23 protein-coding genes are annotated in these 25461 nt (G+C 52.2%); 12 read left to right on the top strand and 11 right to left on the bottom strand.

Annotated features, from left to right (window positions below; genetic code table 11):
* The first annotated feature begins 73 nt into the window (after positions 1-73).
* The gene (gene argS / locus SGR01S_RS02715) at positions 74-1804 is read left to right on the top strand and encodes an arginine--tRNA ligase (protein WP_037419850.1); all 1731 of its coding nucleotides are present in this window, start codon (positions 74-76) and stop codon (positions 1802-1804) included.
* Between the two features lie 74 nt (positions 1805-1878).
* Here the strand turns inward: argS and murJ are convergent, their stop codons facing one another.
* The 4 genes from murJ to rimJ form a co-directional block, all read right to left on the bottom strand.
* On the bottom strand, positions 1879-3414 hold the full coding sequence (murJ, locus tag SGR01S_RS02720; protein ID WP_037419854.1) for a murein biosynthesis integral membrane protein MurJ: 1536 nt from the start codon (positions 3412-3414) through the stop codon (positions 1879-1881).
* 122 nt (positions 3415-3536) lie between these two features.
* Positions 3537-4457 carry a Gfo/Idh/MocA family protein gene (locus SGR01S_RS02725; protein ID WP_061806453.1) on the bottom strand — a complete coding sequence of 307 codons (921 nt, stop codon included), beginning with the start codon at positions 4455-4457 and terminating at the stop codon, positions 3537-3539.
* Positions 4450-5094 (bottom strand): YceH family protein, encoded by a 645-nt coding sequence (locus tag SGR01S_RS02730; protein WP_061806454.1) that lies wholly within the window; start codon positions 5092-5094, stop codon positions 4450-4452. The genes SGR01S_RS02725 and SGR01S_RS02730 overlap by 8 nt, the downstream gene beginning before the upstream one ends.
* Before the next feature lie 9 nt (positions 5095-5103).
* Positions 5104-5688, bottom strand: coding sequence for a ribosomal protein S5-alanine N-acetyltransferase (gene rimJ / locus SGR01S_RS02735; RefSeq protein WP_037419996.1), 585 nt, complete (start codon positions 5686-5688; stop codon positions 5104-5106).
* A gap of 345 nt (positions 5689-6033) precedes the next feature.
* Between rimJ and mdtH the strand changes: the two genes are divergently transcribed.
* The 5 genes from mdtH to SGR01S_RS02760 all read left to right on the top strand — a co-directional run bounded on the left by mdtH (position 6034) and on the right by SGR01S_RS02760 (position 10721).
* A complete protein-coding gene (mdtH, locus tag SGR01S_RS02740; protein WP_061806455.1) occupies positions 6034-7239 on the top strand; it encodes a multidrug efflux MFS transporter MdtH in 1206 nt (401 codons plus the stop codon).
* A gap of 86 nt (positions 7240-7325) precedes the next feature.
* A complete protein-coding gene (locus SGR01S_RS02745) occupies positions 7326-7574 on the top strand; it encodes a hypothetical protein (protein WP_061806456.1) in 249 nt (82 codons plus the stop codon).
* Positions 7575-7703: 129 nt separating this feature from the next.
* The gene (gene grxB, locus SGR01S_RS02750) at positions 7704-8351 is read left to right on the top strand and encodes a glutaredoxin 2 (RefSeq protein ID WP_061806457.1); all 648 of its coding nucleotides are present in this window, start codon (positions 7704-7706) and stop codon (positions 8349-8351) included.
* A gap of 28 nt (positions 8352-8379) precedes the next feature.
* Positions 8380-10020 (top strand): ABC1 kinase family protein, encoded by a 1641-nt coding sequence (locus SGR01S_RS02755; RefSeq protein WP_061806458.1) that lies wholly within the window; start codon positions 8380-8382, stop codon positions 10018-10020.
* 137 nt (positions 10021-10157) lie between these two features.
* A complete protein-coding gene (locus SGR01S_RS02760) occupies positions 10158-10721 on the top strand; it encodes a lipoprotein (protein ID WP_061806459.1) in 564 nt (187 codons plus the stop codon).
* Between the two features lie 89 nt (positions 10722-10810).
* Here the strand turns inward: SGR01S_RS02760 and yebF are convergent, their stop codons facing one another.
* The 4 genes from yebF to dbpA form a co-directional block, all read right to left on the bottom strand.
* A complete protein-coding gene (gene yebF / locus SGR01S_RS02765; protein WP_061806460.1) occupies positions 10811-11170 on the bottom strand; it encodes a protein YebF in 360 nt (119 codons plus the stop codon).
* Between the two features lie 70 nt (positions 11171-11240).
* Entirely contained in the window at positions 11241-11549 is a 309-nt protein-coding gene (gene yqfB / locus SGR01S_RS02770) for a N(4)-acetylcytidine aminohydrolase (protein WP_037419871.1), read from the bottom strand.
* 39 nt (positions 11550-11588) lie between these two features.
* Positions 11589-11912 carry a YebG family protein gene (locus tag SGR01S_RS02775; protein WP_061806461.1) on the bottom strand — a complete coding sequence of 108 codons (324 nt, stop codon included), beginning with the start codon at positions 11910-11912 and terminating at the stop codon, positions 11589-11591.
* A gap of 88 nt (positions 11913-12000) precedes the next feature.
* Positions 12001-13383, bottom strand: a complete 1383-nt coding sequence (gene dbpA, locus SGR01S_RS02780) for an ATP-dependent RNA helicase DbpA (RefSeq protein WP_061806462.1) — start codon at positions 13381-13383, stop codon at positions 12001-12003.
* Between the two features lie 243 nt (positions 13384-13626).
* Between dbpA and purT the strand changes: the two genes are divergently transcribed.
* A complete protein-coding gene (gene purT / locus SGR01S_RS02785; RefSeq protein ID WP_061806463.1) occupies positions 13627-14805 on the top strand; it encodes a formate-dependent phosphoribosylglycinamide formyltransferase in 1179 nt (392 codons plus the stop codon).
* A gap of 35 nt (positions 14806-14840) precedes the next feature.
* Here purT and SGR01S_RS02790 read toward each other — a convergent pair whose 3' ends face one another.
* The gene (locus SGR01S_RS02790; RefSeq protein ID WP_061806464.1) at positions 14841-15083 is read right to left on the bottom strand and encodes a YoaH family protein; all 243 of its coding nucleotides are present in this window, start codon (positions 15081-15083) and stop codon (positions 14841-14843) included.
* A 63-nt stretch (positions 15084-15146) separates the two neighbouring features.
* A complete protein-coding gene (locus SGR01S_RS02795) occupies positions 15147-16154 on the bottom strand; it encodes a glycosyltransferase (RefSeq protein ID WP_037419878.1) in 1008 nt (335 codons plus the stop codon).
* Positions 16155-16654: 500 nt separating this feature from the next.
* Here SGR01S_RS02795 and pabB point away from each other — a divergent pair, with 500 nt between their 5' ends.
* The 4 genes from pabB (at position 16655) to SGR01S_RS02815 (ending at position 22311) form a co-directional block, all read left to right on the top strand.
* Positions 16655-18028 carry an aminodeoxychorismate synthase component 1 gene (pabB, locus tag SGR01S_RS02800; protein WP_061806465.1) on the top strand — a complete coding sequence of 458 codons (1374 nt, stop codon included), beginning with the start codon at positions 16655-16657 and terminating at the stop codon, positions 18026-18028.
* Positions 18025-18603, top strand: coding sequence for a CoA pyrophosphatase (locus SGR01S_RS02805; RefSeq protein ID WP_037419887.1), 579 nt, complete (start codon positions 18025-18027; stop codon positions 18601-18603). The genes pabB and SGR01S_RS02805 overlap by 4 nt, the downstream gene beginning before the upstream one ends.
* A 444-nt stretch (positions 18604-19047) precedes the next feature.
* Positions 19048-20412, top strand: a complete 1365-nt coding sequence (sdaA, locus tag SGR01S_RS02810) for an L-serine ammonia-lyase (protein ID WP_037419890.1) — start codon at positions 19048-19050, stop codon at positions 20410-20412.
* Positions 20413-20694: 282 nt separating this feature from the next.
* Entirely contained in the window at positions 20695-22311 is a 1617-nt protein-coding gene (locus SGR01S_RS02815) for an EAL domain-containing protein (protein ID WP_061806466.1), read from the top strand.
* An 18-nt stretch (positions 22312-22329) separates the two neighbouring features.
* Here SGR01S_RS02815 and SGR01S_RS02820 read toward each other — a convergent pair whose 3' ends face one another.
* Positions 22330-23874 carry a TerC family protein gene (locus SGR01S_RS02820; protein WP_037419896.1) on the bottom strand — a complete coding sequence of 515 codons (1545 nt, stop codon included), beginning with the start codon at positions 23872-23874 and terminating at the stop codon, positions 22330-22332.
* Between the two features lie 573 nt (positions 23875-24447).
* Between SGR01S_RS02820 and manX the strand changes: the two genes are divergently transcribed.
* Positions 24448-25419, top strand: a complete 972-nt coding sequence (gene manX, locus SGR01S_RS02825) for a PTS mannose transporter subunit IIAB (RefSeq protein ID WP_061806467.1) — start codon at positions 24448-24450, stop codon at positions 25417-25419.
* Positions 25420-25461 lie beyond the last annotated feature (42 nt).

A 25461-nucleotide genomic window follows, 5' to 3' on the forward strand; every position in this document is an offset into this window, starting at 1 on the left:
GCAGCCAGGAAGCCACCTTTGAATCCCGTAGGGGCATGGCACACGGCCCCTCGTTCGTCATTAAGGTAACCCGGTGAATATTCAGGTTCTTCTTTCAGATAAAGTCAGCCAGGCGCTGATTGCCGCAGGCGCGCCAGCCGATTGCGAAGCGCAGGTCCGTCAGTCAGCAAAAGCACAGTTTGGTGACTATCAGGCCAATGGCGTGATGTCCGTAGCCAAGAAACTCGGCATGCCACCTCGCCAGTTGGCAGAAAAAGTGGTGCAACTGCTTGATCTCGGTGACGTCGCCAGCAAAGTAGAAATCGCCGGCCCAGGCTTTATCAACATCTTCCTGAACAGCGCATGGGTCGCACAGCAAGCCGACCGTGTCCTGAGTGCACCCAAACTGGATATTGCGCCAGTCGAACAGCAAACCATCGTTATCGACTACTCTGCTCCCAACGTAGCGAAAGAAATGCACGTCGGCCATCTGCGCTCCACCATTATCGGTGACGCTGCTGCGCGTACTCAGGAGTTCTTGGGCCATAAAGTGATCCGCGCCAACCACGTCGGCGACTGGGGCACCCAGTTCGGCATGTTGATTGCCTATCTGGAAAAAATGCAGAACGAGAACGCCAGCGATATGGATCTGTCCGACCTGGAACAGTTCTATCGTGAAGCGAAAAAGCACTATGACGAAGACGCCGACTTCGCAGAGCGCGCTCGTGCCTACGTCGTTAAATTACAAGGTGGCGATCAATACTGTCTGAAAATGTGGCGTAAATTGGTCGACATCACCATGGCACAAAATCAGCTGACCTATAACCGGCTGAACGTGACCCTGACCGAAGACGATGTCATGGGTGAAAGCCTGTATAACGCGATGCTGCCAGGCATCGTCGCTGATCTCAAGGCCAAAGGTCTGGCGGTAGAAAGCGAAGGCGCAACCGTGGTATTCCTTGATGAATACAAGAATAAAGACGGGGAGCCTATGGGTGTCATCATCCAGAAGAAAGATGGCGGCTACCTGTACACCACAACCGATATTGCCTGTGCTAAATACCGTTATGAAACACTGGGTGCCGATCGCGTGCTGTATTACATCGACTCACGTCAGCACCAGCATTTGATGCAAGCCTGGACCATCGTGCGTAAGGCCGGTTATATCCCGGACTCTCTCTCGCTGGAACACCACATGTTCGGCATGATGTTGGGTAAAGACGGCAAGCCGTTTAAAACCCGCTCAGGTGGCACGGTAAAACTGTCTGATCTGCTGGATGAAGCCGTCGATCGCGCAGCGAAGCTGATTGCCGAGAAAAACCCGGACATGCCGGCAGAAGAAATGAAAAGTCTGGCCAATGCCGTTGGCATCGGTGCAGTGAAGTATGCCGACCTGTCAAAAAGCCGCACTACCGATTATATCTTCGACTGGGACAACATGCTGGCGTTCGAAGGTAATACCGCGCCTTATATGCAGTATGCCTATACCCGTGTCTCTTCCGTATTTAAACGTGCTGGTGTCGACGAAAGCAATCTGACCCTGCCATTGGTAATGACGGAAGAACGCGAGATTACGCTGGCGACGCGTCTGCTGCAATTTGAAGAAGTCATCACTACCGTAGCACGCGACGGCACACCGCACGTGATGTGTAGCTACCTGTATGACTTGGCGGGTCTGTTCTCCAGCTTCTATGAACACTGTCAGATCCTTAACGCAGACAGCGAAGAAGCTCGTCAAAGCCGCCTGAAACTGGCGTTGCTGACCGCGAAGACGCTGAAAGCCGGTCTGGATACACTGGGTATCGAAACCGTCGAACGTATGTAAGCCATTCGCGCTGAATACGAAAAAGGGTCGCCGCGGCGACCCTTTTTTATGCTTTGAAAACGGAGAATGTCCGCTTATGCCACTCGACGGGCAAAATCTCGTGGACGGAAACCCAACCCCCCCAATACACCAAAGTAAGCCACGACACCGGCGACAACCACCAGCGACAGACGCAACAAACGTTCAAGCATATTGCCTTGATCCCAGGCAGGCATCAGCCACATCACACAGACTAGCACCGCTGACATCACGATCACCGCAATCACCAGTTTGGTCAGGAACATCGCCCAACCCGGCTGCGGGTGGAAAATCTTCTGCTTACGCAACTGCCAGTACAACAGTGAAGCGTTAAGGCAGGCCCCGAGACCAATCGACAGCGAAAGGCCGGCATGTTTCAGCGGACCGATAAACATCAGGTTCATCACCTGGGTCAAAATCAGCGTGATAATGGCGATTTTAACCGGCGTCTTAATGTCCTGGCGCGAATAAAATCCTGGTGCCAACACCTTGACCACGATTAACCCCATCAAGCCGACCGAATAAGCGACCAGTGCGCGCTGCGTCATCGCGGCATCGAAGGCACTGAACTTACCGTACTGGAACAGCGATACCGTCAAGGGTTTGGCCAAAATACCCAGAGCAATGGCGCTCGGCAACGCCAATAAGAAGCATAGACGCAGCCCCCAGTCCATCAAGCGGGAATACTCGTCGTGGTTGCCGCTGGAGAAACTTTTTGCCAAAGATGGCAGCAGAATGGTGCCCAGTGCCACGCCCAAAACGCCAGAAGGAAACTCCATCAGACGGTCAGCATAATACATCCAGGATACCGAACCAGAGACCAGGAACGAGGCGAAAATGGTGTTGATTATCAGCGATATTTGGCTGACAGAGACGCCAAAAATTGCGGGTCCCATCTGCCGCATCACACGCCATACACCGGCATCGCCAAGCTTAAGACGTGGCAGCACCAGCATGCCGATCTTCTTCAGGTGTGGGAGTTGGTAACCCAGTTGCAGCACACCGCCAACCACCACTGCCCAGGCCAGCGCCATCACCGGCGGATTAAAGTAAGGCGCGGCAAACAGCGCAAAACCGATCATGCTGACGTTCAGCAGCGTCGGCGCAAACGCCGGGATCGAAAAGCGGTTCCAGGTATTGAGGATCGAACCGACCAATGAGGCCAGCGAAATCAGCAGAATATAAGGAAAGGTGACGCGCAGCAGTGACGACGTCAGGGCAAACTTGTCCGGTGAATCGACAAAGCCCGGTGCGGTAATGTAAATCACCCAAGGAGCTGCCAACATGCCAAGCACGGTGACCAGTGCCAGTACCAACGTTAACAGGCCGGAAACGTAGGCGATAAAAGTACGTGTCGCCTCTTCCCCCTGCTGACTTTTATATTCAGCCAGGATAGGCACAAAAGCTTGGGAAAATGCCCCTTCTGCAAAAATACGCCGCAATAAGTTGGGAAGCTTGAATGCCACGAAGAAGGCATCTGTTGCCATACCGGCACCAAACACCCGCGCCACGATAGCGTCACGGGCAAAGCCCAGCACCCGTGAGAACATCGTCATAGAGCTGACGGCTGCCAGTGATTTTAGTAGGTTCATGTGGTTTTTCTGATATGCCCTGTAAATGTCGACGCCTGCATCAGCAGGCGTCAGTAAAACTATCGGCTCAGTTTACCCATCCGCAGCAGAATAGCTACCGCCATATGTTACATAGAGTTATCTTATAAACCGGCATCAAGCAGCAGTTTTTCAATCACCCGCTGGGCAACAATGGCCTGCTCTCCGGCAGTTTCTGGTGCAGTTTGATTACTAACAGAAGCGATAAAATGGCGAACTGCGCCGTCAAAACCGCGTTGCGCCAGTGTGGTCTGCCAACCAGGAGCCGGTTGTTCCAGAACACCGTGAGTATCTTCTCGTAACCACTGACGCATATCGTTCAACTGATATACCGCGCCATCTGACACTGCCTGAACGCTTTCGCGTTGACTGCCGGCCCGGCGATGCATACTGGTGGTTACCTGTGTTTCGCCACACTCAAAATGATGCTCGGCATATAACAGCTCGCCACTTTCCGTGCCACGCAGGCAACCACTGAGTAGTTGCCCTGTGCCGCCTCCCAGCCACAGTGCGGTATCCACCACGTGCAAATAGTCATCCAGCAAGGTAAAACGCATATCATTGGGCCCAACGCTGTCCGCACGGTGTTTGTCCATGCGGAGCGACGCAGGTTGACACATATCCTGCTTCAACTGCTGATACAACGGAGCAAAACGGCGGTTAAACCCTACCATCAGGGCTTTGCCTTGTTTTTCTGCCAAGGCAATCAGTTGTTCGCCCTGCTCCACGGTTTCGGCCAAGGGTTTATCGACATAAACGTGAACGCCGTAATGCAATAATTCGCTGATCACCTGAAAATGGCTGGCGGTACTGCTGTGCACGAACACGGCATCGCATTGCTGTGCTAGGCTGTCTAACCCCGAGAAGCAGGCCATACGATAGCTGTCACATATTGGCTGTGCTTTCTGTTGGTTGGGGGAAAAACCGCCAACCAGCGTCCAGTCCGCCGCCTGGCTCAGGATCGGTAAATAGGCTTTTTGTGCAATGCCACCCAACCCCACGACACCAATGCGCAATTTACTCATCTGCACCCCGAGCCAATAACGCCTGCAATTGTTGTTTAAGCTGCGCCACTTCATTTTCCAACGCGGTCACACGTCCGTGCAACGCTGTCTCATCAGACGGCAACGCCTCCGCAGGTGCCTCATCTATTTGGCCGCAGAATAAATGCATAAACCGGCTTTCACGTTTACCCGGCTCCCGGGCCAGACGCACCACAAAGGGGCCATCCTCACGGGCGCTCAGATTGGCCAACACCTGTTCCACCTCAGTGACGTCATTAAATTCATGCATGCGATTGGTACGGGTGCGGAGCTCACCGGGTGTTTGTGCACCACGCAGCAATAAGGTCGCGATCACGGCCAATTCTGCTGTTGACAGTTTTAACTGGCCGAACTCTGAGTTGCAGAAACGGTGTTCATATTTTACAACCCGATTACCGAATCCACTTAATGTACGTAAAAAATGCTTTTTCAGCAGCAGATCAAGGTGTTGTTGTACCTCACTTTCCGCCAGATCCATCACAGGTTCACGGTTGGTTTTCTGGTTACAGGCCAACGTAATACCGTTAAGGGAAAGTGGATACTGATCTGGAGTCGTGACCTGCTTTTCTAACAGACAGCCGATCACTCTGGCTTCTTTAGCGCTTAATTCATATTTCATTGTTTGGCCTCAGCGTGGTGGTAGCCATTCTTTATTGGTTAATGCGGTCAATACGTGATCCCGCCACTGCCCGTCGATCAGCAGATAATCCTTGGCATAACCTTCACGTTCAAACCCTAGCCGGGTCAACAACGCACCGCTGCGCTGATTATGCGGCATATAGTTAGCCATGATGCGGTGCATCCGTTGCTGACGCAGCATATAACGGATAGCAGACTGCAACGCTTCATACATCAGCCCTTGCCCCTGCCATTTCTCAGCTAATGAATAGCCGAGGAAACAAGCATGAAACGAACCGCGCAACACGTTGCTAAAGTTCGCCACGCCCTGCACTTCATGTTCGTCTGGATCGAGCAGGATAAAATAGTAGGCGCTGCCCTGCTTTTGCATTTCGGTGATCATCCCCAGCCGCGCTTGCCAACCGGAAGGATAACAGTGGCTTTCATCCCGTACGGGTTCCCAGGGTTTGAGGAATGCACGATTTTCGGCATAGTATTCCGCTAACCGGTAGGCATCGCGTTCATGAACTAAACGGACGACCATCCGATCGGTGGTGAGGCGTACTTTTGGTGATGCAGAGCGGTAGCCAAACATCATTTCCCCCGCAGTCAGAACGGTTCGATAAGAAGTATTTATTGGGCGCATGTCCGGATAATTATCCTGCGGCAGATTTATCCTGAGTCATTATTTCTCAACGACCAGCGCAGAACCGCATTTACCCTCATTTAATATAACCGCAGCCAGCCCAGGAGGTAAAACACAGACAGCTCAGTAAATAAGCGATTGGCCATTTTACGGCTATTTTTGTGCGGTTTTGCCGTGCAGGTAACGTATTGACGATAAAAAAATATTATCTACCCCGCCCCTATCGGCAATCCTGGATTGGGTACAAACTAGAGCGGTCGCACTCCTCTCCCTCTTAATTGCTCGTGGTGAAGCATGTCTCTGGTATCGCAAGCTCGGAGCTTGGGTAAATATTTTCTATTACTCGATAACCTGTTAGTGGTTTTAGGCTTCTTTGTGGTCTTTCCACTTATTTCGATCCGCTTTGTCGATCAGCTTGGCTGGGCGGCAGTCGTGGTCGGCGCCGCGCTAGGTTTACGGCAGTTAATCCAACAAGGCTTGGGGATTTTTGGTGGTGCGATAGCCGACCGATTTGGCGCCAAACCGATGATTGTCACCGGTATGCTGATGCGCGCTGCGGGCTTCGCCACTATGGCAATGGCCGATCAGCCCTGGTTACTCTGGTTTTCTTGCGCCCTTTCCGCCCTCGGCGGCACGCTGTTTGACCCACCACGCACGGCATTGGTGATTAAACTCACCCGTCCACATGAGCGTGGCCGTTTTTACTCCCTATTGATGATGCAAGACAGCGCTGGTGCAGTGATTGGTGCCCTGATCGGCAGCTGGCTGCTGCAATACGATTTCCACTTTGTCTGCTGGGTCGGCGCGGGCATTTTCGTACTGGCAGCAGGCTGGAACGCCTGGCTATTACCTGCGTACCGTATATCCACCGTGCGCACGCCAATGAAGGAAGGCATGATGCGCGTATTACGCGATCGCCGTTTCCTGACCTACGTATTGACACTCACCGGTTATTACATGCTGTCGGTACAGGTCATGCTGATGCTGCCCATCGTCGTTAATGAAATCGCCGGCTCACCGACTGCGGTAAAATGGATGTATGCCATTGAAGCTGCACTGTCACTGTCACTGCTTTACCCATTGGCACGCTGGAGCGAGAAACGTTTTCGCCTGGAACAACGGCTGATGGCAGGCCTGCTGCTGATGACACTCAGCCTGTTGCCAGTGGGACTTGCAACCAGCCTACAGGGCGTCTTTACGCTGATTTGCTGTTTCTATCTCGGCTCTATCATCGCCGAACCGGCACGTGAAACCCTGAGTGCTTCGCTGGCAGATCCGCGGGCACGCGGTAGCTATATGGGATTCAGCCGCCTGGGCCTGGCACTGGGTGGCGCGTTGGGTTACACCGGCGGTGGTTGGATGTATGACACCGGTCATGCGATGAACATGCCAGAACTGCCGTGGATTCTGCTCGGTATTGTCGGTTTTATTACCCTGTTCGCGCTTTATTGGCAGTTCAACCCACGTGGTGCTACCACCGCCGTTGTGCGCGGAGGCTGAGTTTTTTCTCTAAGTTGCCAGAAAATCAGCCGAATTTCCCATAGCTGCTATCCTGATAGTAAAAACACAAACGGGAGACGTTGGCGATGACTAATGAAGATAAATTACCGCAGCTGCTGGAACACATGGTACTGAACCTGCGCATGCTTTATGCACGCTCGACATTGGTAGAAAAAGCGCTGGCCCATATTATTGCTGAAAATGCCGACCTGAAGAGTAACATTATCAAACAACTGCAGATCGTCAATGCCACCACCGAACGTGATAAAATCGATCTGGAAGAAGCGCGCATGCATCTGATTGAAGTGATCAATTCCGTCCCGATAAAGAAATAATCCTCGCGTTGATCCGCGCATGATGCGCGGATCAAACAATAATAACGCACCTTCCAGCAAGAACTCTTCGCGACAGCCTCAGTATGCTGTGATAACTATTGCTATTAAAACCTGACAACCGGAGCAAGCATGAAACTGTTTATCTACGATCATTGCCCATTCTGCGTTAAAGCCCGCATGATTTTCGGCCTGAAAAACCTGCCCGTCCGCCTGGTCACCTTACTCAACGATGATGAAGCGACGCCTGTCAGTATGATCGGCAAGAAAATGGCGCCTATTTTGCAAAAAGAGGACGGCAGCTATCTGCCTGAAAGCATGGATATCGTACATTACGTCGATAATCTTGACGGCAAACCACTGTTGACGGGTAAAACCAACCCAGCGATCGCCGACTGGTTGCAGCAAGTCGGCAGCTATAGCATCAACTTATTGCTGCCCCGTTTTGCCAATGCTGACTTCGAAGAATTCGCTACTGATAGTGCACGTCAGTACTTTACCGATAAAAAGCAGGCATCAATCGGTAATTTTGCTGAGCACCTCGGTGACAGCGCCGATCTTATTACCCAATTGGAAACTGACCTCCAGGCACTTTCCACGCTGATTGTATCCCCTGAAGCAGTCAACGGTACGTTGTCTGAAGACGATATCCACCTGTTCCCACTGCTGCGTTCGTTGTCCATCGTCGCCGGGCTGACACTCCCGGAAAATGTAGAAGCCTATCGCAACCGTATGGCACAGCGCAGCGATATACCGTTGTTGTTCGATATGGAACAGTAATCCCTCGCAATAAGGATATAGCGCGCAAATGTTAAAAATGGTGCTCGTCACCGCCCGCGATCGGGCGAGGCTGAAAGAAATTTCCGCAGTGCTCATCCGCTACGGACTACAAGATGTCATTCGCCTGCTGGGCCTCAGCACCCTGTTAAGCGGCAATGACGTCGGCGGTGAACCGCAAGACAACCAAACATTGCCGCAGCGTTTGCGCGCCGCGCTGGAAGCGCTCGGGCCAACCTTTGTCAAATTTGGTCAAATTCTGGCAACTCGCTCAGACTTGTTGGATCCAAGTTGGACTGACGAGCTTGATCGTCTGCATAGCCAAGCGGCCACTCTGCCGTGGGACGAACTGGCACCGCAAATTACCGCTGATTTGGGTGGAGATCCACACAACCTGTTTGCGGAGTTTGACGACGTGCCACTGGCTGCTGCATCGATGGCGCAGATTTACCGTGCCCGACTGCACAGCGGTGAAGCCGTGGTGGTCAAGGTGTTGCGTCCTGGCTTGGCGAAGACCATTCATGCCGATTTGCGCTTGTTAGCCTATTTGGCGGAAACCGTAGAACAGCAAAGCCCGGCATTGGCCCGCTATCGACCACGTCAGATGGTGCGAGCGCTGGCAACCGCACTTAATCATGAACTGGATCTGACTCACGAAGGCAATAACTGTGAACGGGTCGCCCAACAGTTTGCTCAGCAACCCGATGTGGTCATCCCGAAAATTTATTGGCCATTGTCATCAAAACGTCTGTTGGTGCAGCAGTTTTTGCCCGGCATTGCACCAGAAAATCCGCAACAACTGGCAGCAGCAGGTTTCGATGGCCCGCTACTCGCACAACGCGGTGCTCAAGCCTTTATGAAAATGGTGTTGGAACACCGTCTCTACCACGCCGACCCACATCCGGGCAATGTCATGGCCTTAGCGGATAACCGTGTCGGCTTTATTGACTTCGGTATGGTCGGCCAGCTTTCCGAACGGCGACGCAATCAACTATTGCTGTTGCTGCAAGCCATTGCCGAGAGGGAATCCAGTGGGATCGTCAATACGTTGATCGCCTGGTCAGACAGTGATCCTTTGGATCTTCTGGATCTGGAGTTGGCGGCCCAAAACTTTCTCGATAAGCAGGCCTCTGCCACCTTAACCTTGGGTAAGGCACTGGCTGATTTGCTGGTAATGGCACGCGAACATCAGCTCGCGCTGCCACCAGATCTGGTGTTGTTGTTCAAGGCCTTAATCACCGCAGATGGCGTTCTGCACCGATTAGATCCCAACTTCGATATCATCGCTACCCTAAAGCCAATGCTGCAACAGGTCATGTTGCAGCGTTACACGCCAGAGGCGGTGCGGCGACGCATGCTAGCGCTGGGCGGTGAGGCACTCGACGCAGGTGAAGAGCTACCGCAAACACTACGCCTGTTAATGCGCCGGCTGAAACGCGGTCAGATCAGTGCCGACATCAACCTCAAGAACATTGATCAGCTAAGCAAGGCGTTGGAACGAGCCGCCGTCACGCTGGCTATAGCCATCGTCACCGCCGCCTTCACGCTCGGCCTGGCACCTTACCTGATGCAATCATCGGTGCGCTTGTGGGGTATCCCAGTGTTTCCTGCACTGGGTGCACTGGCCTGCCTTGGCGGCGTATTGTTGTTGGTGCTTCGTCTGCGACGCTGAACAGTTTCAGTGTTATCCGATAGGTCATGGCGGATTTCCCGCGCACTATCAATATTATCCCACGTTCCGGAATGGGCGCTGTATACTGCGCCCATAGCAATCGGGGCACCTTAGTCGCCCCCTACATGTGAGTACTTATGAAGAAGATTTTATTGGGCGTCGCTGCCCTGGCATTCGTCGGCGCATTGGTCGGTTGCAATCAGCTGACCCAATACACGCTCAGCGAGCAAGAAGTGAACGATTATCTGCAAAAACATAACGATTACCAAAAGCAGATCGGTGTACCGGGGTTGCTGGACGCCAATATCGTCCTGACGCAGTTGCAGAGCCAAATTGGTCGTAGTGAACCCGGCAAGGTTACCCTGTCTGGCGATGCGAAAGTGAATATCACTTCGATCCTCGGCCCGCAAACGGCAGATTTGAAGCTAACGTTGAAAGCGCAGCCGGTCTATGATCGTGAGCAAGGCGCGGTATTCCTGAAGGACATGGAATTGACCGACTATAGTGTGCAACCAGAGAAAATGCAGACAGTGATGAAAGCACTGACGCCTTATCTGAATCAGTCACTGAAATCCTACTTCGACCAAAAACCGGCCTACGTTCTGAACCCAGACAACAGTAAAACAGAGGCAATGGCCAAGAAACTAGCCAAAGGATTGGAAGTCAAACCGGGAGAATTGGTCATCCCATTTACAGACTGAGTCCAGTCTAAAACAAATAGCCCGCTGATAAGGCGGGCTTGATATTTTCAGAAGGGCAAACGAAAACGGCCCCGCCAGAAAATCAGCTATTACTGTGGTTCACTGTAGGTGATTTTGCCCACGTTGCAGTCGAGAGTGACATTGTAGGTTTTATCCTGCTTAGTGCCGCGGACTGTTAACGGCACCTGCCAGACTGCATCTTTGCCGGTAATAGCTTCCGGGCTTACCCAGGCGATCGGGGTAGCGGTACCAAGCAGCTTTTTATCCGACTCCCAGCGCGTAATGCGGTTTTGTAGATAATCGCGTTTCACCTGAGCGGCCACGTCTGCCGGTTGCAGACCCATACATTGCGCCACTTTGGCGCTACGTTGCTCTTGCGCCTGTACCGTCGTCGTTAAACCAGCCATGGTCAACAGTGCTACGGCTAAACTCAGACCTGTTGTTTTCATATTCCCTCCAGTTGTGATTTACGCTATCCGCAGGCATTTGCCCTTGGCTCACAACTGGTCTGGCGAAAGATCAGCGTTTCGCGAAGGTGATGACAAACAGCTCATCCAGCCCCGGATAGATTTCCTTGATCACCTGCTTCAGCTCGCTGAGCGACATGTTTTCCTGCCGAGCATGCAACTCGGTTAACGCATCCAACCGTACCGGCGTGACTGACAGTACTTCAATCATGCAAAAGAATACGTTGTCTTCATTACGGCTAACACGTAAGACCTCACCGGGTTGAAAGTGAGATTCACTGGCATCCCGAATGGTGATGGTCTTGAGGCCTGCCAAGATGTCTTGTTCAAAGCGACTGAAGAAAGTTATTTCACGGCTCATTCTAGATCCTTTTTCATCACATTGCCGCAACATAAGTCATTATGCTGCCTGCTTTTCTGACGCAGATCCCTCTTTTGTGGTAGGGACAGGTTTTTCCGCTTTAACTTTGGCCGGTTTCTTCGGTGTTTCTACCGGCGCCGCGCCGCGCAGAATTTGCCCCAGCACGTCTTTATTTTCCGCCAGGAAGAAACTCAGCCCTTCACGTTGCTCGTCATCCAGGGTCAACGGCGCCTGCTGCAACCATTCACCGAGGCTGTCAGCCAGATCCAGCATTTTGTCGTAAGCATCGGCTTCTTTCTTGGTTGCGAAAGTCATCTTTTCCTCACCGTTTCTCACCACCACATAGTGAACTTCAACTGCCATGTGTGCATTCCTCAAAGGTTAGAATACTGTAATTTTATACAGTATAAGGTGATTTTACGCAGGGATGCAAGTGCACCCCTGACGTGATTTATTTCAACAACCGCACCTTGCAGTTCTTACCCTTGATTTTACCCTGTGTAAGCTGTTGCAGTGCCTTACGGGCGCTAGCTTTGCGGATTGCCACATAGGCATGCACGGGGAACATATCTATCTTGCCCACTTCAGCGGCCGTTAACCCGGCGTCACCGGTCAAGGCACCAAGAATGTCACCAGGACGAATTTTGGCCTTACGCCCACCGTCAATACACAAGGTCACCATCTCGGCCTCAAGCGTAGTATTACTCGCACCACTCAGTTCAGACACCGGTGCCCAGTTAACACTTATCTGCAAATACTCTTCGATCGCATGCGCACGCGCCATTTCCTGCGGTGTGCACAGGCTAATTGCCAGGCCACTCAGGCCAGCGCGCCCGGTACGACCAATACGGTGTACGTGCACTTCTGGATCAAATGCCAGCTCATAATTGACGACCAGCTCCAGCTCTTTAATGTCCAGACCACGCGCTGCAACGTCGGTCGCCACCAGCACGCGGCAGCTACGGTTGGCAAAACGCACCAGCACCTGGTCACGATCGCGCTGTTCCAGATCACCATGCAGTGCCAATACGCTTATACCGCGTGCTTCCAGCGCTTCATATACGCTCTGGCAATCGCGCTTGGTGTTACAGAACACCACGCAGGAAGACGGTTGGTAATGACGAATGGCCGACACCAACACCGCTGGACGTTGATCGCGGGTGGTTTCGTAGAAGCGTTGTTCGATGGTGGTTTGTTCTTCGCCATCGTCCACTTCCACATTTAACGGATCGCGCTGTACACGTGCGCTGATACGTTCAATACCATTTGGGTAAGTCGCCGAGAACAACAGCGTCTGGCGCTGTGGCGGCGTATAGCTGATCACATCGTCGATATCATCGGCAAAGCCCATGTCCAGCATGCGATCGGCTTCGTCCAATACCAGCACTTTCAGCTCGTCCAGCACCAGCGTTTTCTTACGCAGGTGTTCCTGAATACGCCCAGGTGTTCCCACCACGATATGCGGTGCATGCACCAAGGAGTCGAGCTGGGGTCCCATAGGCTGGCCACCACACAGAGTCAAAATTTTGATGTTCTGAGTGAAGCGTGCAAGACGGCGCAGTTCTTTGCTCACCTGGTCAGCCAGTTCACGTGTCGGGCACAGGATTAGCGCCTGCGCAGCCACCTGAGCAACGTTAATTTTGTCCAGCAGGCCGATGCCGAACGCCGCCGTTTTACCGCTGCCGGTTTTTGCTTTGGCACGTACGTCCTGCCCTTTCAGGATGGCGGGCAATGCAGCAGCCTGCACCGGTGTCATTTCGGCATACCCCAATTCGTTGAGGTTGGCCAACTGTTCGGCTGGCAGCGGCAGGGAAGAAAAAGAAACTGTGCTCACGGCGATAACTCTTATATGGCAAATGGAATGGCGGCGTGCCTATGGGCAGCACCGAATTAACCGCAGATGATAACAGAGATAGGGGGGATTACGGATTTCACACATAAAAAAAGCCGCTACTTGCGGATTTTGGCGTCAGTGACAGCAATACGCTTGCCTTCGGCTGCATACGCAAACGTTTTCGTATATACTGCTCGCCCATTATCAGACCGCTTTACACTCCACAGATCCAGGTACGAGACTATGTTAACTATTGGAACCGCCCTGCGCCCATCCGCCACTCGCGTTATGCTGCTCGGCTCCGGCGAGCTGGGAAAAGAAGTTGCCATCGAATGCCAGCGTTTGGGACTGGAAGTGATCGCCGTTGATCGCTACGCTGATGCCCCAGCCATGCACGTGGCACATCGCAGCCACGTTATTAACATGCTGGACGGCAACGCGCTGAAAGCCGTGATTGAACAGGAACGTCCTGATTATATCGTGCCTGAGATCGAGGCTATTGCCACCAGCATGCTGGTTGAGCTTGAACAGCAAGGGCACCATGTAGTGCCATGCGCCGAGGCAACTCGCCTGACAATGAACCGCGAAGGCATCCGCCGCCTGGCCGCAGAAACGCTTGGTCTGCCAACCTCTCCTTATCGGTTTGCTGATGACAAAGAAGCATTTCTGCAAGCTGTCGATGACATCGGCTACCCCTGCATCATCAAGCCGGTCATGAGTTCCTCCGGCAAAGGCCAAAGTCTGATCCGCACCCCAGAACAACTAAACGCGGCTTGGGAGTACGCCCAACAAGGTGGCCGTGCCGGCGGCGGCAAAGTGATTGTCGAAGGGCTGGTTAAGTTCGACTTTGAAATCACCCTGTTGACCATCAGTGCCATTGATGGCGTGCATTTCTGTGCACCGATCGGTCATCGTCAGGAAGATGGGGATTACCGTGAGTCATGGCAACCTCAGCAAATGAGTGATCTGGCACTGAGCCGCGCGCAGGCGATTGCGGAAAACGTGGTGAAGGCGTTGGGCGGTTTTGGCCTGTTTGGTGTGGAACTGTTTGTTTGTGGGGATGAGGTGATTTTCAGCGAAGTTTCTCCACGCCCGCATGATACCGGTATGGTGACCCTGATTTCGCAAGATCTGTCCGAGTTCGCCCTGCACGTTCGCGCTTTCCTTGGGCTGCCTATTGGTGCGATCCGCCAGTTTGGGCCGTCGGCCTCTGCGGTGATCCTGCCTCAACTGACCAGCAGTGATCTGCGCTTCAGCGGTCTGGACCGCGCCCTGCTCGGCCACAATCAACTGCGCTTATTCGGCAAACCAGATATAGATGGGCAACGTCGGATGGGTGTCGCGCTGGCTACGGCAGAAAGCATAGCGCTGGCAGTTGTATCAGCCAAACAGGCTGCGGCTGCGGTCTTGGTTGAAGGATAATACTTTTTGGGGCCGGCTTGCCGGCCCCTGCAACATCAATAGTTTTCGTCTTCTTCCGAGTCATCATCAGCCTGATCGTCCGGCCGTTCCTGATACTCTTCATCGTCTTCGTCATCAAACAGCACGCTGACCTGGTCACCCTGATGTTTTTCGCGGATTTCCTGTGCAACGCGCGCAATGGCTTCACCACTGCTCATGCCTTGTTCCATCAAAAAATGGATACGATCCGCAGCTTCCTGCTGCTCTAGATGGCTCAGTGACGGCATACCTGCAAGCATGTGTTTCTCTCCGGCAAAATGGAGGGCGAGTATACCCCCTAAACCGACGGATCCCAACGCTTGTTATTCAGCAGCCGGTTGTGAAACATGTTCACCATGCCGCCACTGTTTCAGGCGATGAAGCCAGAGTATGACGTGCCAGCCTTGTTTTAGGCCACGCGCGTTGGCGAACATGGCGCGATCAATACCGCGTTGGTAGAACTCATCGGTGATTTGGCACTGTGCAGCCAACTCAGGTTCACGGCGGATACTGTGGCAAATCCCCAATGCTTCGCGCGCGATTTGCCAATGGAAAGCGGGTCTGATGTCAATTTTTCGTGCGTAACGCTGGTTAAGAGCCATCAGCATCTCCACTATTTTCATATAATGGCGCTGATATTCCACGTTAGCTTTACCAATACGGCGGCGATTGCTGATCGATTGCTCGTGAACGCGCTGGCGATACAGCGGCTTACTGATGTATTTCACCCGCTTGGCATTAAACATCACTTCGGTGGTCCAGGGTATATCCTGGTGATGTAATCCCGGTTCGAAATACAGCTGATGCTGTTTAATAAAATCAAGACGATAAACGGCTAACCAAACCACATGAATAAATTTTCTTGATTTCAGCGCACGCTCCAACCATTGAGTGCCACTGATAACATGCGTATCGCTTAGTCGATTTGGCGGAATAATCGGTTGAAGTTCATCCGCATGGGTGAAATAACGTTCACCATTACACTGCATGACATCCAATTGATTTTTTTCGGCCAGCTCAATGAGCGTTGAATACATTTCAGGCGCTAATAAATCATCGGCGTCAGGAAAGGCAACATATTTGCCTTTGGCAACAGCCAGCCCGGCATTGCGTGCACAGGATACACCGGCGTTACGCTGATCAATGACAGTAATATGTGAGTACTGTCGAGCATAACGATGGGCAATATCGCCAGAGCCATCGGTGGAACCGTCATTGACGATGATCACTTCCAATCGCTGTTCCTTTTGGGCCAGCAATGACGCCAGAAAAGGTTCAAACAGCTCACCCACGTTGTGCAACGGGACAATAACACTCAGCATTAGGGGCATAGGCAGCTCTTCGCAAAAGTAACGAATGAATATTTTTAAAAATATCAGGGTGCATTTAAATAAAGTGAGGCATTCACCAGTCGATTTATTCGAAGGCTTAAATGCGTCTTGTTACCATTTATATTTTTATACGCGCACTCTCACAGGCAGTAATTTATCACCCAAAATACAGAACATCTTTACCGTACTTAATACGAATGGATTCCTGTACTCTCGGCTAGTGATAACAATCAAAAATAATAACCAAATGAAACTAAAAACTGATTCTTCTGTTTTTAGCTTTAGATATAAGAAACATATCAACCATTGACTGATATAATTATTTTTAACATATTAGATTATAGCTAAAGTCGCAAAAAATGCTTCATTTGCAAAATTGTTTACTCGCCGTTTATGCAAAGTGTGCTTCACCTGCCGATGCCAAGACATGCACCCGCCGGTTGAATATGGCAGAATAGCCAACAGAAACAGCCGTCTGTTAGTCAGGTTTATTGAGGCCCATGAGCATAACCGCACCGAATATTAAGTCTTTACCTTATACCCGCACCGCACTGTTAGAGTTGTTTGCACCGCTTGCACAACAGCCTTGGGCGATGCTGTTGCATTCCGGTTTTGCCGAACATTCACACAACCGTTTCGATATCCTGGTCTCCGCGCCCTGCGCTACCTTAACCACCCGTGGCTCCATCACCGAGATCCACTGCGGTGAAGAGCATTGGCAATCTTCGGAAGACCCTTTCAGCCTGCTGCAACAGCAACTGGATCAACTGAATCTGCACCCCGAGATTGATACCTGTTTGCCATTTCAGGGGGGCGCACTGGGGTTGTTCGGTTATGATTTGGGCCGCCGCGTGGAAAAACTGCCGCAATTGTCTCTGGCCGATATCACGTTGCCGGATATGGCAGTTGGCATTTATAACTGGGCTCTGATTGCCGATCATCACCGACAAACGCTGACATTGTTGAGTTATGAGGATGTAGAGCAACGTTGGCAATGGCTCCGCGGCCAACAAGCTGAACCCCGACAAGCATTCACTTTAACCAGTTGCTGGCAAGCCAATATGACGCGACAACAGTACGGTGAAAAATTTCAGCGTATTCAGCGCTATCTGCGCAGTGGTGACTGTTATCAAATCAATCTGGCACAGCGATTTTCTGCTGAGTATCAGGGCGATGAATGGCAAGCATTTCAGCAATTGAGCACCAGTAATCGTGCGCCCTTTTCCGCGTTCTTACGGCTGCCACACAATGCCGTCCTGAGCGTTTCACCCGAGCGTTTTCTATGGCTGGAGAATCACCATATCCAGACTCGCCCGATTAAAGGCACCCTGCCACGCCTGGCCGAACCTGAACAGGATGCTCAACAAGCGCAACGGCTGGCGAGCTCCGCCAAAGATCGTGCGGAAAACCTGATGATTGTCGATCTGTTGCGTAATGATATTGGCCGTGTCGCCGAGCCTGGCAGTGTGAGGGTTCCTGAGTTATTTGTGGTCGAACCCTTCCCGGCAGTGCATCATCTGGTTAGCACCATCACGGCGACCCTGCCGGAACACACCCCTGCGACCGAACTGCTGCGCGCGTGTTTCCCAGGCGGTTCCATTACCGGTGCGCCCAAAGTGCGTGCGATGGAGATCATTGAAGAATTGGAGCCACAGCGGCGCAACGCGTATTGCGGCAGTATCGGCTACATCAGTGCCTGCGGCACTATGGACACGAATATCACCATTCGCACACTCATCACTGAAAACAACCGTATTTACTGTTCCGCCGGTGGCGGCATCGTTGCTGACAGTCAGGAACAAGCGGAGTACCAGGAAACCTTTGATAAAGTTGGCCGCATCTTGCCACAACTGGGGGAGTTTACCGCTTCGTGAACCAACCGACTTATCCAACCTCATTGGCAGCCTTCATCAGTCGTTTTCAACTGCAGCTGCCGCAGGCGTCGCAAATCTCACATAACGTTCGCCCGGCGGCGGTGTTAATCCCTATTATCTGCCGCCCCGAGCCTACGCTGCTGCTCACCCGTCGCGCTGATTCACTGCGTAAACACCCTGGTCAGGTCGCCTTTCCTGGCGGTAAAACCGATGCCGACGACGGCTCAGCGATTATCACTGCCCTGCGAGAAGCCCATGAAGAAGTGGCGATCCCGCCTCAAGCGGTCACCATTTTGGGGCAACTGGCGCCTCTCGACAGCAGTACCGGCTTCCAGGTCACTCCTGTTGTTGGTCTAATCTCTCCAGATGTACGATTTGTCGCCAATGCGGACGAAGTGGCCGATGTTTTTGAAATGCCATTACACGAAGCACTGACATTATCGCGTTATTATCCACTCGATATTCAGCGTGCCGGTCATTCACACCGCATTTATCTTTCCTGGTATCAGAGCCAATTTGTCTGGGGGCTAACCGCCGCCATCATTCGGCGCCTCGCACAACAGGTCAGCATTTAGCGTTAATTCCGTGACGCAGATCACAAGCCAAACGGTTACCTGCACAACAGACGTGGGTAAAGCGATCGGCATCACTTCATTCGTTTGCTTTTTCAACTAGCTTCTGGTTATCAGAGTTTTAAAAAAACTGTAAACCCTCTCTTCAACCTTACGAAATACCTGTAAAATACCGCCGTCCGGAATAAACCACTATGCAAGCAAGGTTTAAGCGGGTGCGTTCAGCAGTGAAAGCTGGCGCGATTGCCATTAACGGAGTTTAGGCAGCGGAAGGTTCCAGGGCCGGCCGAATGTCTGAGGCAATCACTAACAGAACTAACACCACGGATTATTTTATTTCATGCGAAAAAGACAGCCGAACCCGTACGGTCCTTTTACAATATCGCTGTTCCCTGCGCGGTTTTTAACCGATGCAGCCATAACAATATGCCTCTAAGGAGTTTTAGCGTGATTAGCGTTTTCGACATGTTTAAGATCGGCATCGGCCCGTCCAGCTCTCATACGGTTGGACCGATGAAAGCCGGCAAACAGTTTGTCGACGATCTGGTAAATAAAGGCCTGATGCCTTCTATCACGCGTGTTGCTGTAGATGTTTACGGCTCACTCTCATTGACCGGTAAAGGTCACCATACCGATATCGCTATCATCCTCGGCCTGGCAGGTAATATGCCGGATACCGTTGATATCGATAGCATCCCGGGTTTTATTCGCGATGTAGAACAACGTCAACGCCTGATGCTGGCCAATGGCCTGCATGAAGTCGATTTCCCACGTGATGGCGGCATGGTTTTCCGCAGCGACAATCTGTCACTGCATGAAAATGGCATGCAAATCCACGCCTTCGCTGGGGATAAACAAGTTTTCAGCAAGACTTACTATTCAATCGGCGGCGGTTTTATCGTCGATGAAGAAAACTTCGGCAAAGCCGACGAACATGAACTGAGTGTCCCATACCCGTTCAGTTTTGCTCGCGAAATGCTCGATCACTGTCGTGAAACCGGGTTGTCCCTGTCTGGCATGGTGATGCAGAACGAACTGGCATTGCACAGCAAACAGGACATCGAAACCTATTTCGGCAACATCTGGCAGACCATGCGCGCCTGTATCGATCGTGGCCTGAATACCGAAGGCGTATTGCCGGGCCCGCTGCGTGTTCCACGCCGCGCATCCGCACTGCGTCGTCTGCTGGTTTCTTCCGATAAGCTGTCCAGTGACCCAATGAACGTGATTGATTGGGTCAATATGTTCGCCCTGGCAGTGAACGAAGAGAACGCAGCAGGTGGTCGTGTCGTCACAGCACCGACCAACGGCGCTTGCGGCATCGTGCCGGCCGTGCTGGCGTATTATGACCACTTCATTGAGTCCGTCAGCCCTGACATTTACATCCGCTACTTTATGGCTGCGGGTGCTGTCGGTGCGCTGTACAAGATGAACGCCTCTATCTCCGGTGCCGAAGTCGGCTGCCAGGGTGAAGTGGGCGTGGCCTGTTCAATGGCTGCGGCCGGCCTGGCTGAACTCTTGGGCGGTAGCCCGGAGCAGGTTTGTATCGCGGCGGAAATCGGTATGGAGCACAATCTGGGTCTGACCTGTGACCCGGTTGCCGGCCAGGTTCAGGTGCCGTGCATCGAACGTAACGCCATTGCTTCCGTGAAAGCGATCAACTCAGCACGCATGGCCTTGCGCCGTACCAGTGAACCTCGCGTGTCACTGGATAAGGTGATCGAGACTATGTACGAAACCGGTAAAGACATGAACGCTAAATACCGCGAAACTTCTCGCGGCGGTCTGGCGATCAAAGTGCAGTGCGATTAACTTCCTCACCCCGCCTTTACGGCGGGGTTTTTCTTGGTAAGAACGCTGGATAATCAAACCGCTAACTCACACCAAGTGACAACGTCACTATAAAATATGTCGACACTGTCACGCCGATCCTGCGGTTAACCCCCAATTTAGCCCTCTGTTTCGCCAAATTTAAATAATTTACTGGGTTACCATCACTCTTGTATAACGACAGGCTAGAATTAGCCAAGTATCATTTAGGGCAGTTTGGCCTGGCGGTGATTTTGGGCTGGCTTACCGAACAAGGATTTAGCGATGTTGATGACCCAACTTACCGTGACCAAATACCGTTATTACCGTTGGCTGCTGGCCGGGGCGGTTGGGTTGGCTATTCTGCTACTCTCACTCTACACCCGCTATTATCAAGAACTTGGCACTATCGAACAAAACCGACAGTTTCTCGCTACCCGTACCGTCGCCAAGATAAACGATTTGCTGACGCCCGCCAGACAACAAGCCGAGCGCTCTATCCCGCTGTTGGACCAATCTTGTGAAACCGTGATGTCGGCACTGCGTTTTCGGGCCGCACAAAACCAAGCTTTGCGTGCCATGCTGTTGGTCAAAGATGGCGTTATTTACTGTTCCAGCCTGTTCGGCGCACGTAAGTATGATTTCAGCGCTATTTTGCCCACCATAGCAAACGATGGCGCGACACTGGTGTTGCGCCCTTCGTTGACCGTCGCCAAAGGCGTACCGACGCTGATCATGTGGACACCCGTTGCGCCCGATGATAACCGCAACGGCGTTTTACACGTTTTCAATATAGAGTTGCTGGCAAACTTTCTGCTGGAACCTCAGGAACCCTATGCACAGCGCGTGGTGTTGAACGTCGGCAATTACAGCCTGGAATATGGTCGTCGGGAGATCTTGCGCAGCGATACACTGACAGCAGACCTGCGGTATACAGCAAAATCTGCGCAGTATCCGTTCTCGATCTCACTGTTTGGCCCTCAGGCTAACGTGCTGGCGCTGGCGGCGTTGCCGCGTCATATCCCATTGTCATTGTTAATCAGTTTGTTGGCGGCCTATGTGGTGTATCTGCTTACGGCTAACCGCATGAGCCTGTCGTATCATATTGGACACGCCATTTCCCATCGTGAGTTCCGCGTTTACTGTCAGCCGATCATCAATGCCGAAACCGGCCGATGTGTTGGCGTTGAAACCTTGTTACGCTGGAAAAACAAACGCCAGGGGTGGATTTCGCCTGATGTATTTATCCCGCTGGCAGAACAGCATGGCTTGATCATCTCTCTGACACGCTACCTGATAACCACCGTGGTCGATAATCTGCACTTGTTCCCGCCCCGCCCCTCTTTTTATATCAGCATCAACGTTGCCGCCGAGCATTTCAACGGGGTTACGATCATCGACGACATCCGTCGTCTGTGGCTGCCAGCCCACCCTATGCCATCACTGATGCTAGAACTGACCGAACGTACGGCATTGTCGGAAATTCAGTATGAGCAAATCAAGACGCTGAAAGAAATGGGTATTATGCTGGCGATCGACGATTTTGGCACCGGACATAGCTCCCTCAGCTATCTGAAAAAACTCAGCCCTGACGTATTGAAGATCGATCGCGGCTTTACTGCAGCCATCGGTACCGATGCGATCAACGCGACCGTCACAGATACCATCATTACCCTGGCGCAGCGTTTGAAACTGAAGTTGGTGGCTGAAGGGGTAGAAACTGCCGAGCAGGCGGATTATCTACGCTCACGTGATGTGAACGCCTTGCAAGGTTTCTATTTTGCCAAGCCAATGCCTATCAATGTATTTCCGTTGTGGTTACAACAGTATGAATCGCGGTTACGGACAGTGAATCAGCGGGACGAGCGGCAGAAAGAACATGAAATCAAGCCGGAGGCGTGATGCCTCCGGCCCGTGATATTACTGATGCTCCTCGTCTTGAGGTTCCACTTTGGTGATACGCACCAGCTCGATGCGGTACTCAGACACCTCAATGATCTCGAAGCGCAGTCGGTTAAGTTCAACCACGTCGCCCGCCGCGGGCATTTGCCCATAGTGGGACAGCAAGAACCCTGCTAGCGTGGCATAGTCTGCCGTTGGGCTAACCAGATCTTCGCAGTTCAGGGCCTGCTCCAGTGAGTGCAGATCGGCTCCGCCCTTCACCAGCCACGCTGTACCCTCAACCACAATATCCGGCGTTTCGTCCTCATCGGGGAACTCACCCGCGATCGCCTCCAACACATCCAGTGGCGTAACCAATCCCTGCACGACGCCAAATTCATTGGTCACGACGACCAGACGCCCTTTGGCACGTCGCAAGACCGCCAGCAGGTTAATCACATCCATGGTCTCCGGCACAACAATCGGCGGAGTGCGCGCAGCGAACTCTGCGATATCTTCGCCCCGCTCTACTGCTACCAACAAATCCTTGGCACGAACCACACCGATAATCTCATCGAGAGAATCCCGGCATACTGGGAACAGGCTGTGCGGCGTATCCAGTAATTGTTCGCGGACTTCTTCGCGGGAACGATCGCAATCTACCCATGAAATTTCAGTACGCGGCGTCATGACGCTGCGCAGTGAACGTGAGGCCAACGTCAACACCCCGCTGATCATATAGCGCTCTTCCGCAGCAAAGGTTTCATTTACCGGCATCGGCACCGCTTCATCTGTCTGCTGTGCACGTTGTTGCCCCATCAGGCGCATAATCGCTTCTGCGGTACGCTCACGCATCGGACGATGCGCCTGGTGCTTGATAAAATTACGACGTGCAATTTGGTTAAACAGCTCGATCAGGATCGAGAAGCCAATCGCAGCGTACAGATACCCTTTAGGAATATGCAGACCAAAGCCTTCGGCGATCAAGCTCAGGCCGATCATTAACAGGAAACTCAGGCACAGCACCACAATGGTCGGATGCGCATTCACGAAGTTTGTCAGCGGTTTTGACGCCACCAGCATGACTACCATGGCGATAATAACTGCTGTCATCATGACCGGCAGGTCGTTCACCATACCCACAGCGGTAATTACCGCGTCGAGCGAGAACACTGCGTCAAGGATCACAATCTGCACCACCACAGCCCAGAACTTGGCGTAGCCACGGTTAGCGCCATCTTGGTGTGTCTGTCCCTCCAGCCGTTCATGCAGCTCCATGGTGGCCTTGAACAACAGGAATACACCACCGAACAGCAGGATCAAATCACGACCGGAGAAGCTAAAGTCTGCCACGCTAAACAACGGCGTGGTCAGCGTTACCATCCAGGAAATGACCGACAACAGGCCCAGACGCATAAACAGCGCCAGCGACAAACCGAGTATACGCGCTTTATCACGCTGCTTCGGCGGCAGCTTATCGGCCAGAATGGCGATAAACACCAGGTTGTCGATACCCAGTACAATTTCCAATACCACCAGTGTCAGTAACCCAGCCCAAATTGAGGGGTCCATTAAAAATTCCATATCAGACTCCGAAAAAAAGACAGGATGGCCGAGCGATGCTCAGACGTGACGATGCCGACGCAGGATTCGCGCAAACAACAGCAAGATAACGGGATTGTAGTACCGGGGGATGGCCGAACGGCCGTGTGACTTGTGCTACGCCAGCAGGTGGCGGGTGGAACCTTGAAAAACAGTAACTTCGGTGACAGTCCATAGGGTGGGCTGAGGCCCTTCACTCCTAAATATGAAAGAAGAAATACTCTATCAGGAATTTTTTTGTCGGCAAAGAAGCTTTTTTACCTTCTGCATCGTCTTGTAACAGCTCTGTTGTTTAATTCCGCAAACATCGCGTTAGGACTTATCTGAGCGTTCAATAACAGAGCAATGTCACAAAATTTATTTTTTCACTCACTAAAATAAATAGCGCTGACGTGGTTCAACACACACAGGCTTTTGAAACTGCGCGAGAAATGTTAAGAGCGGGTTTCCAAATTTCTACCATAATGTATCTGAACCACGGAAGTGACCTGCCAGGAAGCAAATGAACTAAAGAACGACACAATCCGTGCATGAAGTTCAATGAGGAGGTAGCGAGTGGCAATAGCTATTATCATCGGCACACACGGGACCGCAGCGGAACAATTGCTGAAGACGACGGAGATGCTATTAGGCGAACAGGACAACGTCGCTTTTATAGATTTCGTCCCCGGTGAAAATGCCGAAACGTTAATCGAGAAATATAACGGAAAAATCAGCGGACTCGACACCAGTGGTGGCGTCCTGTTTCTGGTGGATACCTGGGGCGGCAGCCCTTTCAATGCGGCTAGCCGCATCGCCGTCGATAAAGAAAACTATGAGGTCGTCACCGGGGTTAACATTCCCATGCTGGTGGAAACATTCATGGCAAGAGATGACAACCCAGGCTTTGACGAATTGGTCGCGCTGGCGGTGGAAACTGGCCGTGAAGGCGTGAAAGCCCTGAAGAAACCGGCAGAAGAGAGTGTTAAGCCCGCGGCACAACAGAGTTCTCCCGTCGCAAAACCCGCAGCGCCACAGGCGCCTCTGGGCCCCAATGACCACATGAAGATCGGCCTTGCCCGCATCGATGACCGTTTGATTCATGGTCAGGTGGCCACCCGTTGGACCAAAGAAACTGACGTCAGTCGCATTATCGTTGTCAGTGACGAAGTCGCCGCCGACCACGTCCGCAAAACCTTACTGACTCAGGTTGCCCCACCCGGCGTCACCGCACACGTGGTTGACGTAGCGAAAGCTATCCGTGTTTGGAATAACCCCAAATACGCTGGCGATCGCGTGATGTTGCTATTCACCAACCCCACTGACGTGTGGCGTTTGGTGGAAGGCGGTGTGGACATCAAATCGGTGAATATCGGTGGTATGGCATTCCGTCAGGGTAAAACCCAGGTAAATAATGCCGTTTCTGTTGACGAAAAAGATATTGAGGCGTTTAAGAAATTAAACGAGCGCGGTATTGAATTGGAAGTACGTAAAGTCTCGTCCGACAGTCGGTTAAAAATGATGGACCTGATTAACAAGCTCAATTAATGGCGACAGCCAATAATTATTTTACTCAGAGATCTTTGGTCA

This window comes from Serratia grimesii NBRC 13537, assembly GCF_001590905.1.
GTDB lineage: Bacteria > Pseudomonadota > Gammaproteobacteria > Enterobacterales > Enterobacteriaceae > Serratia > Serratia grimesii.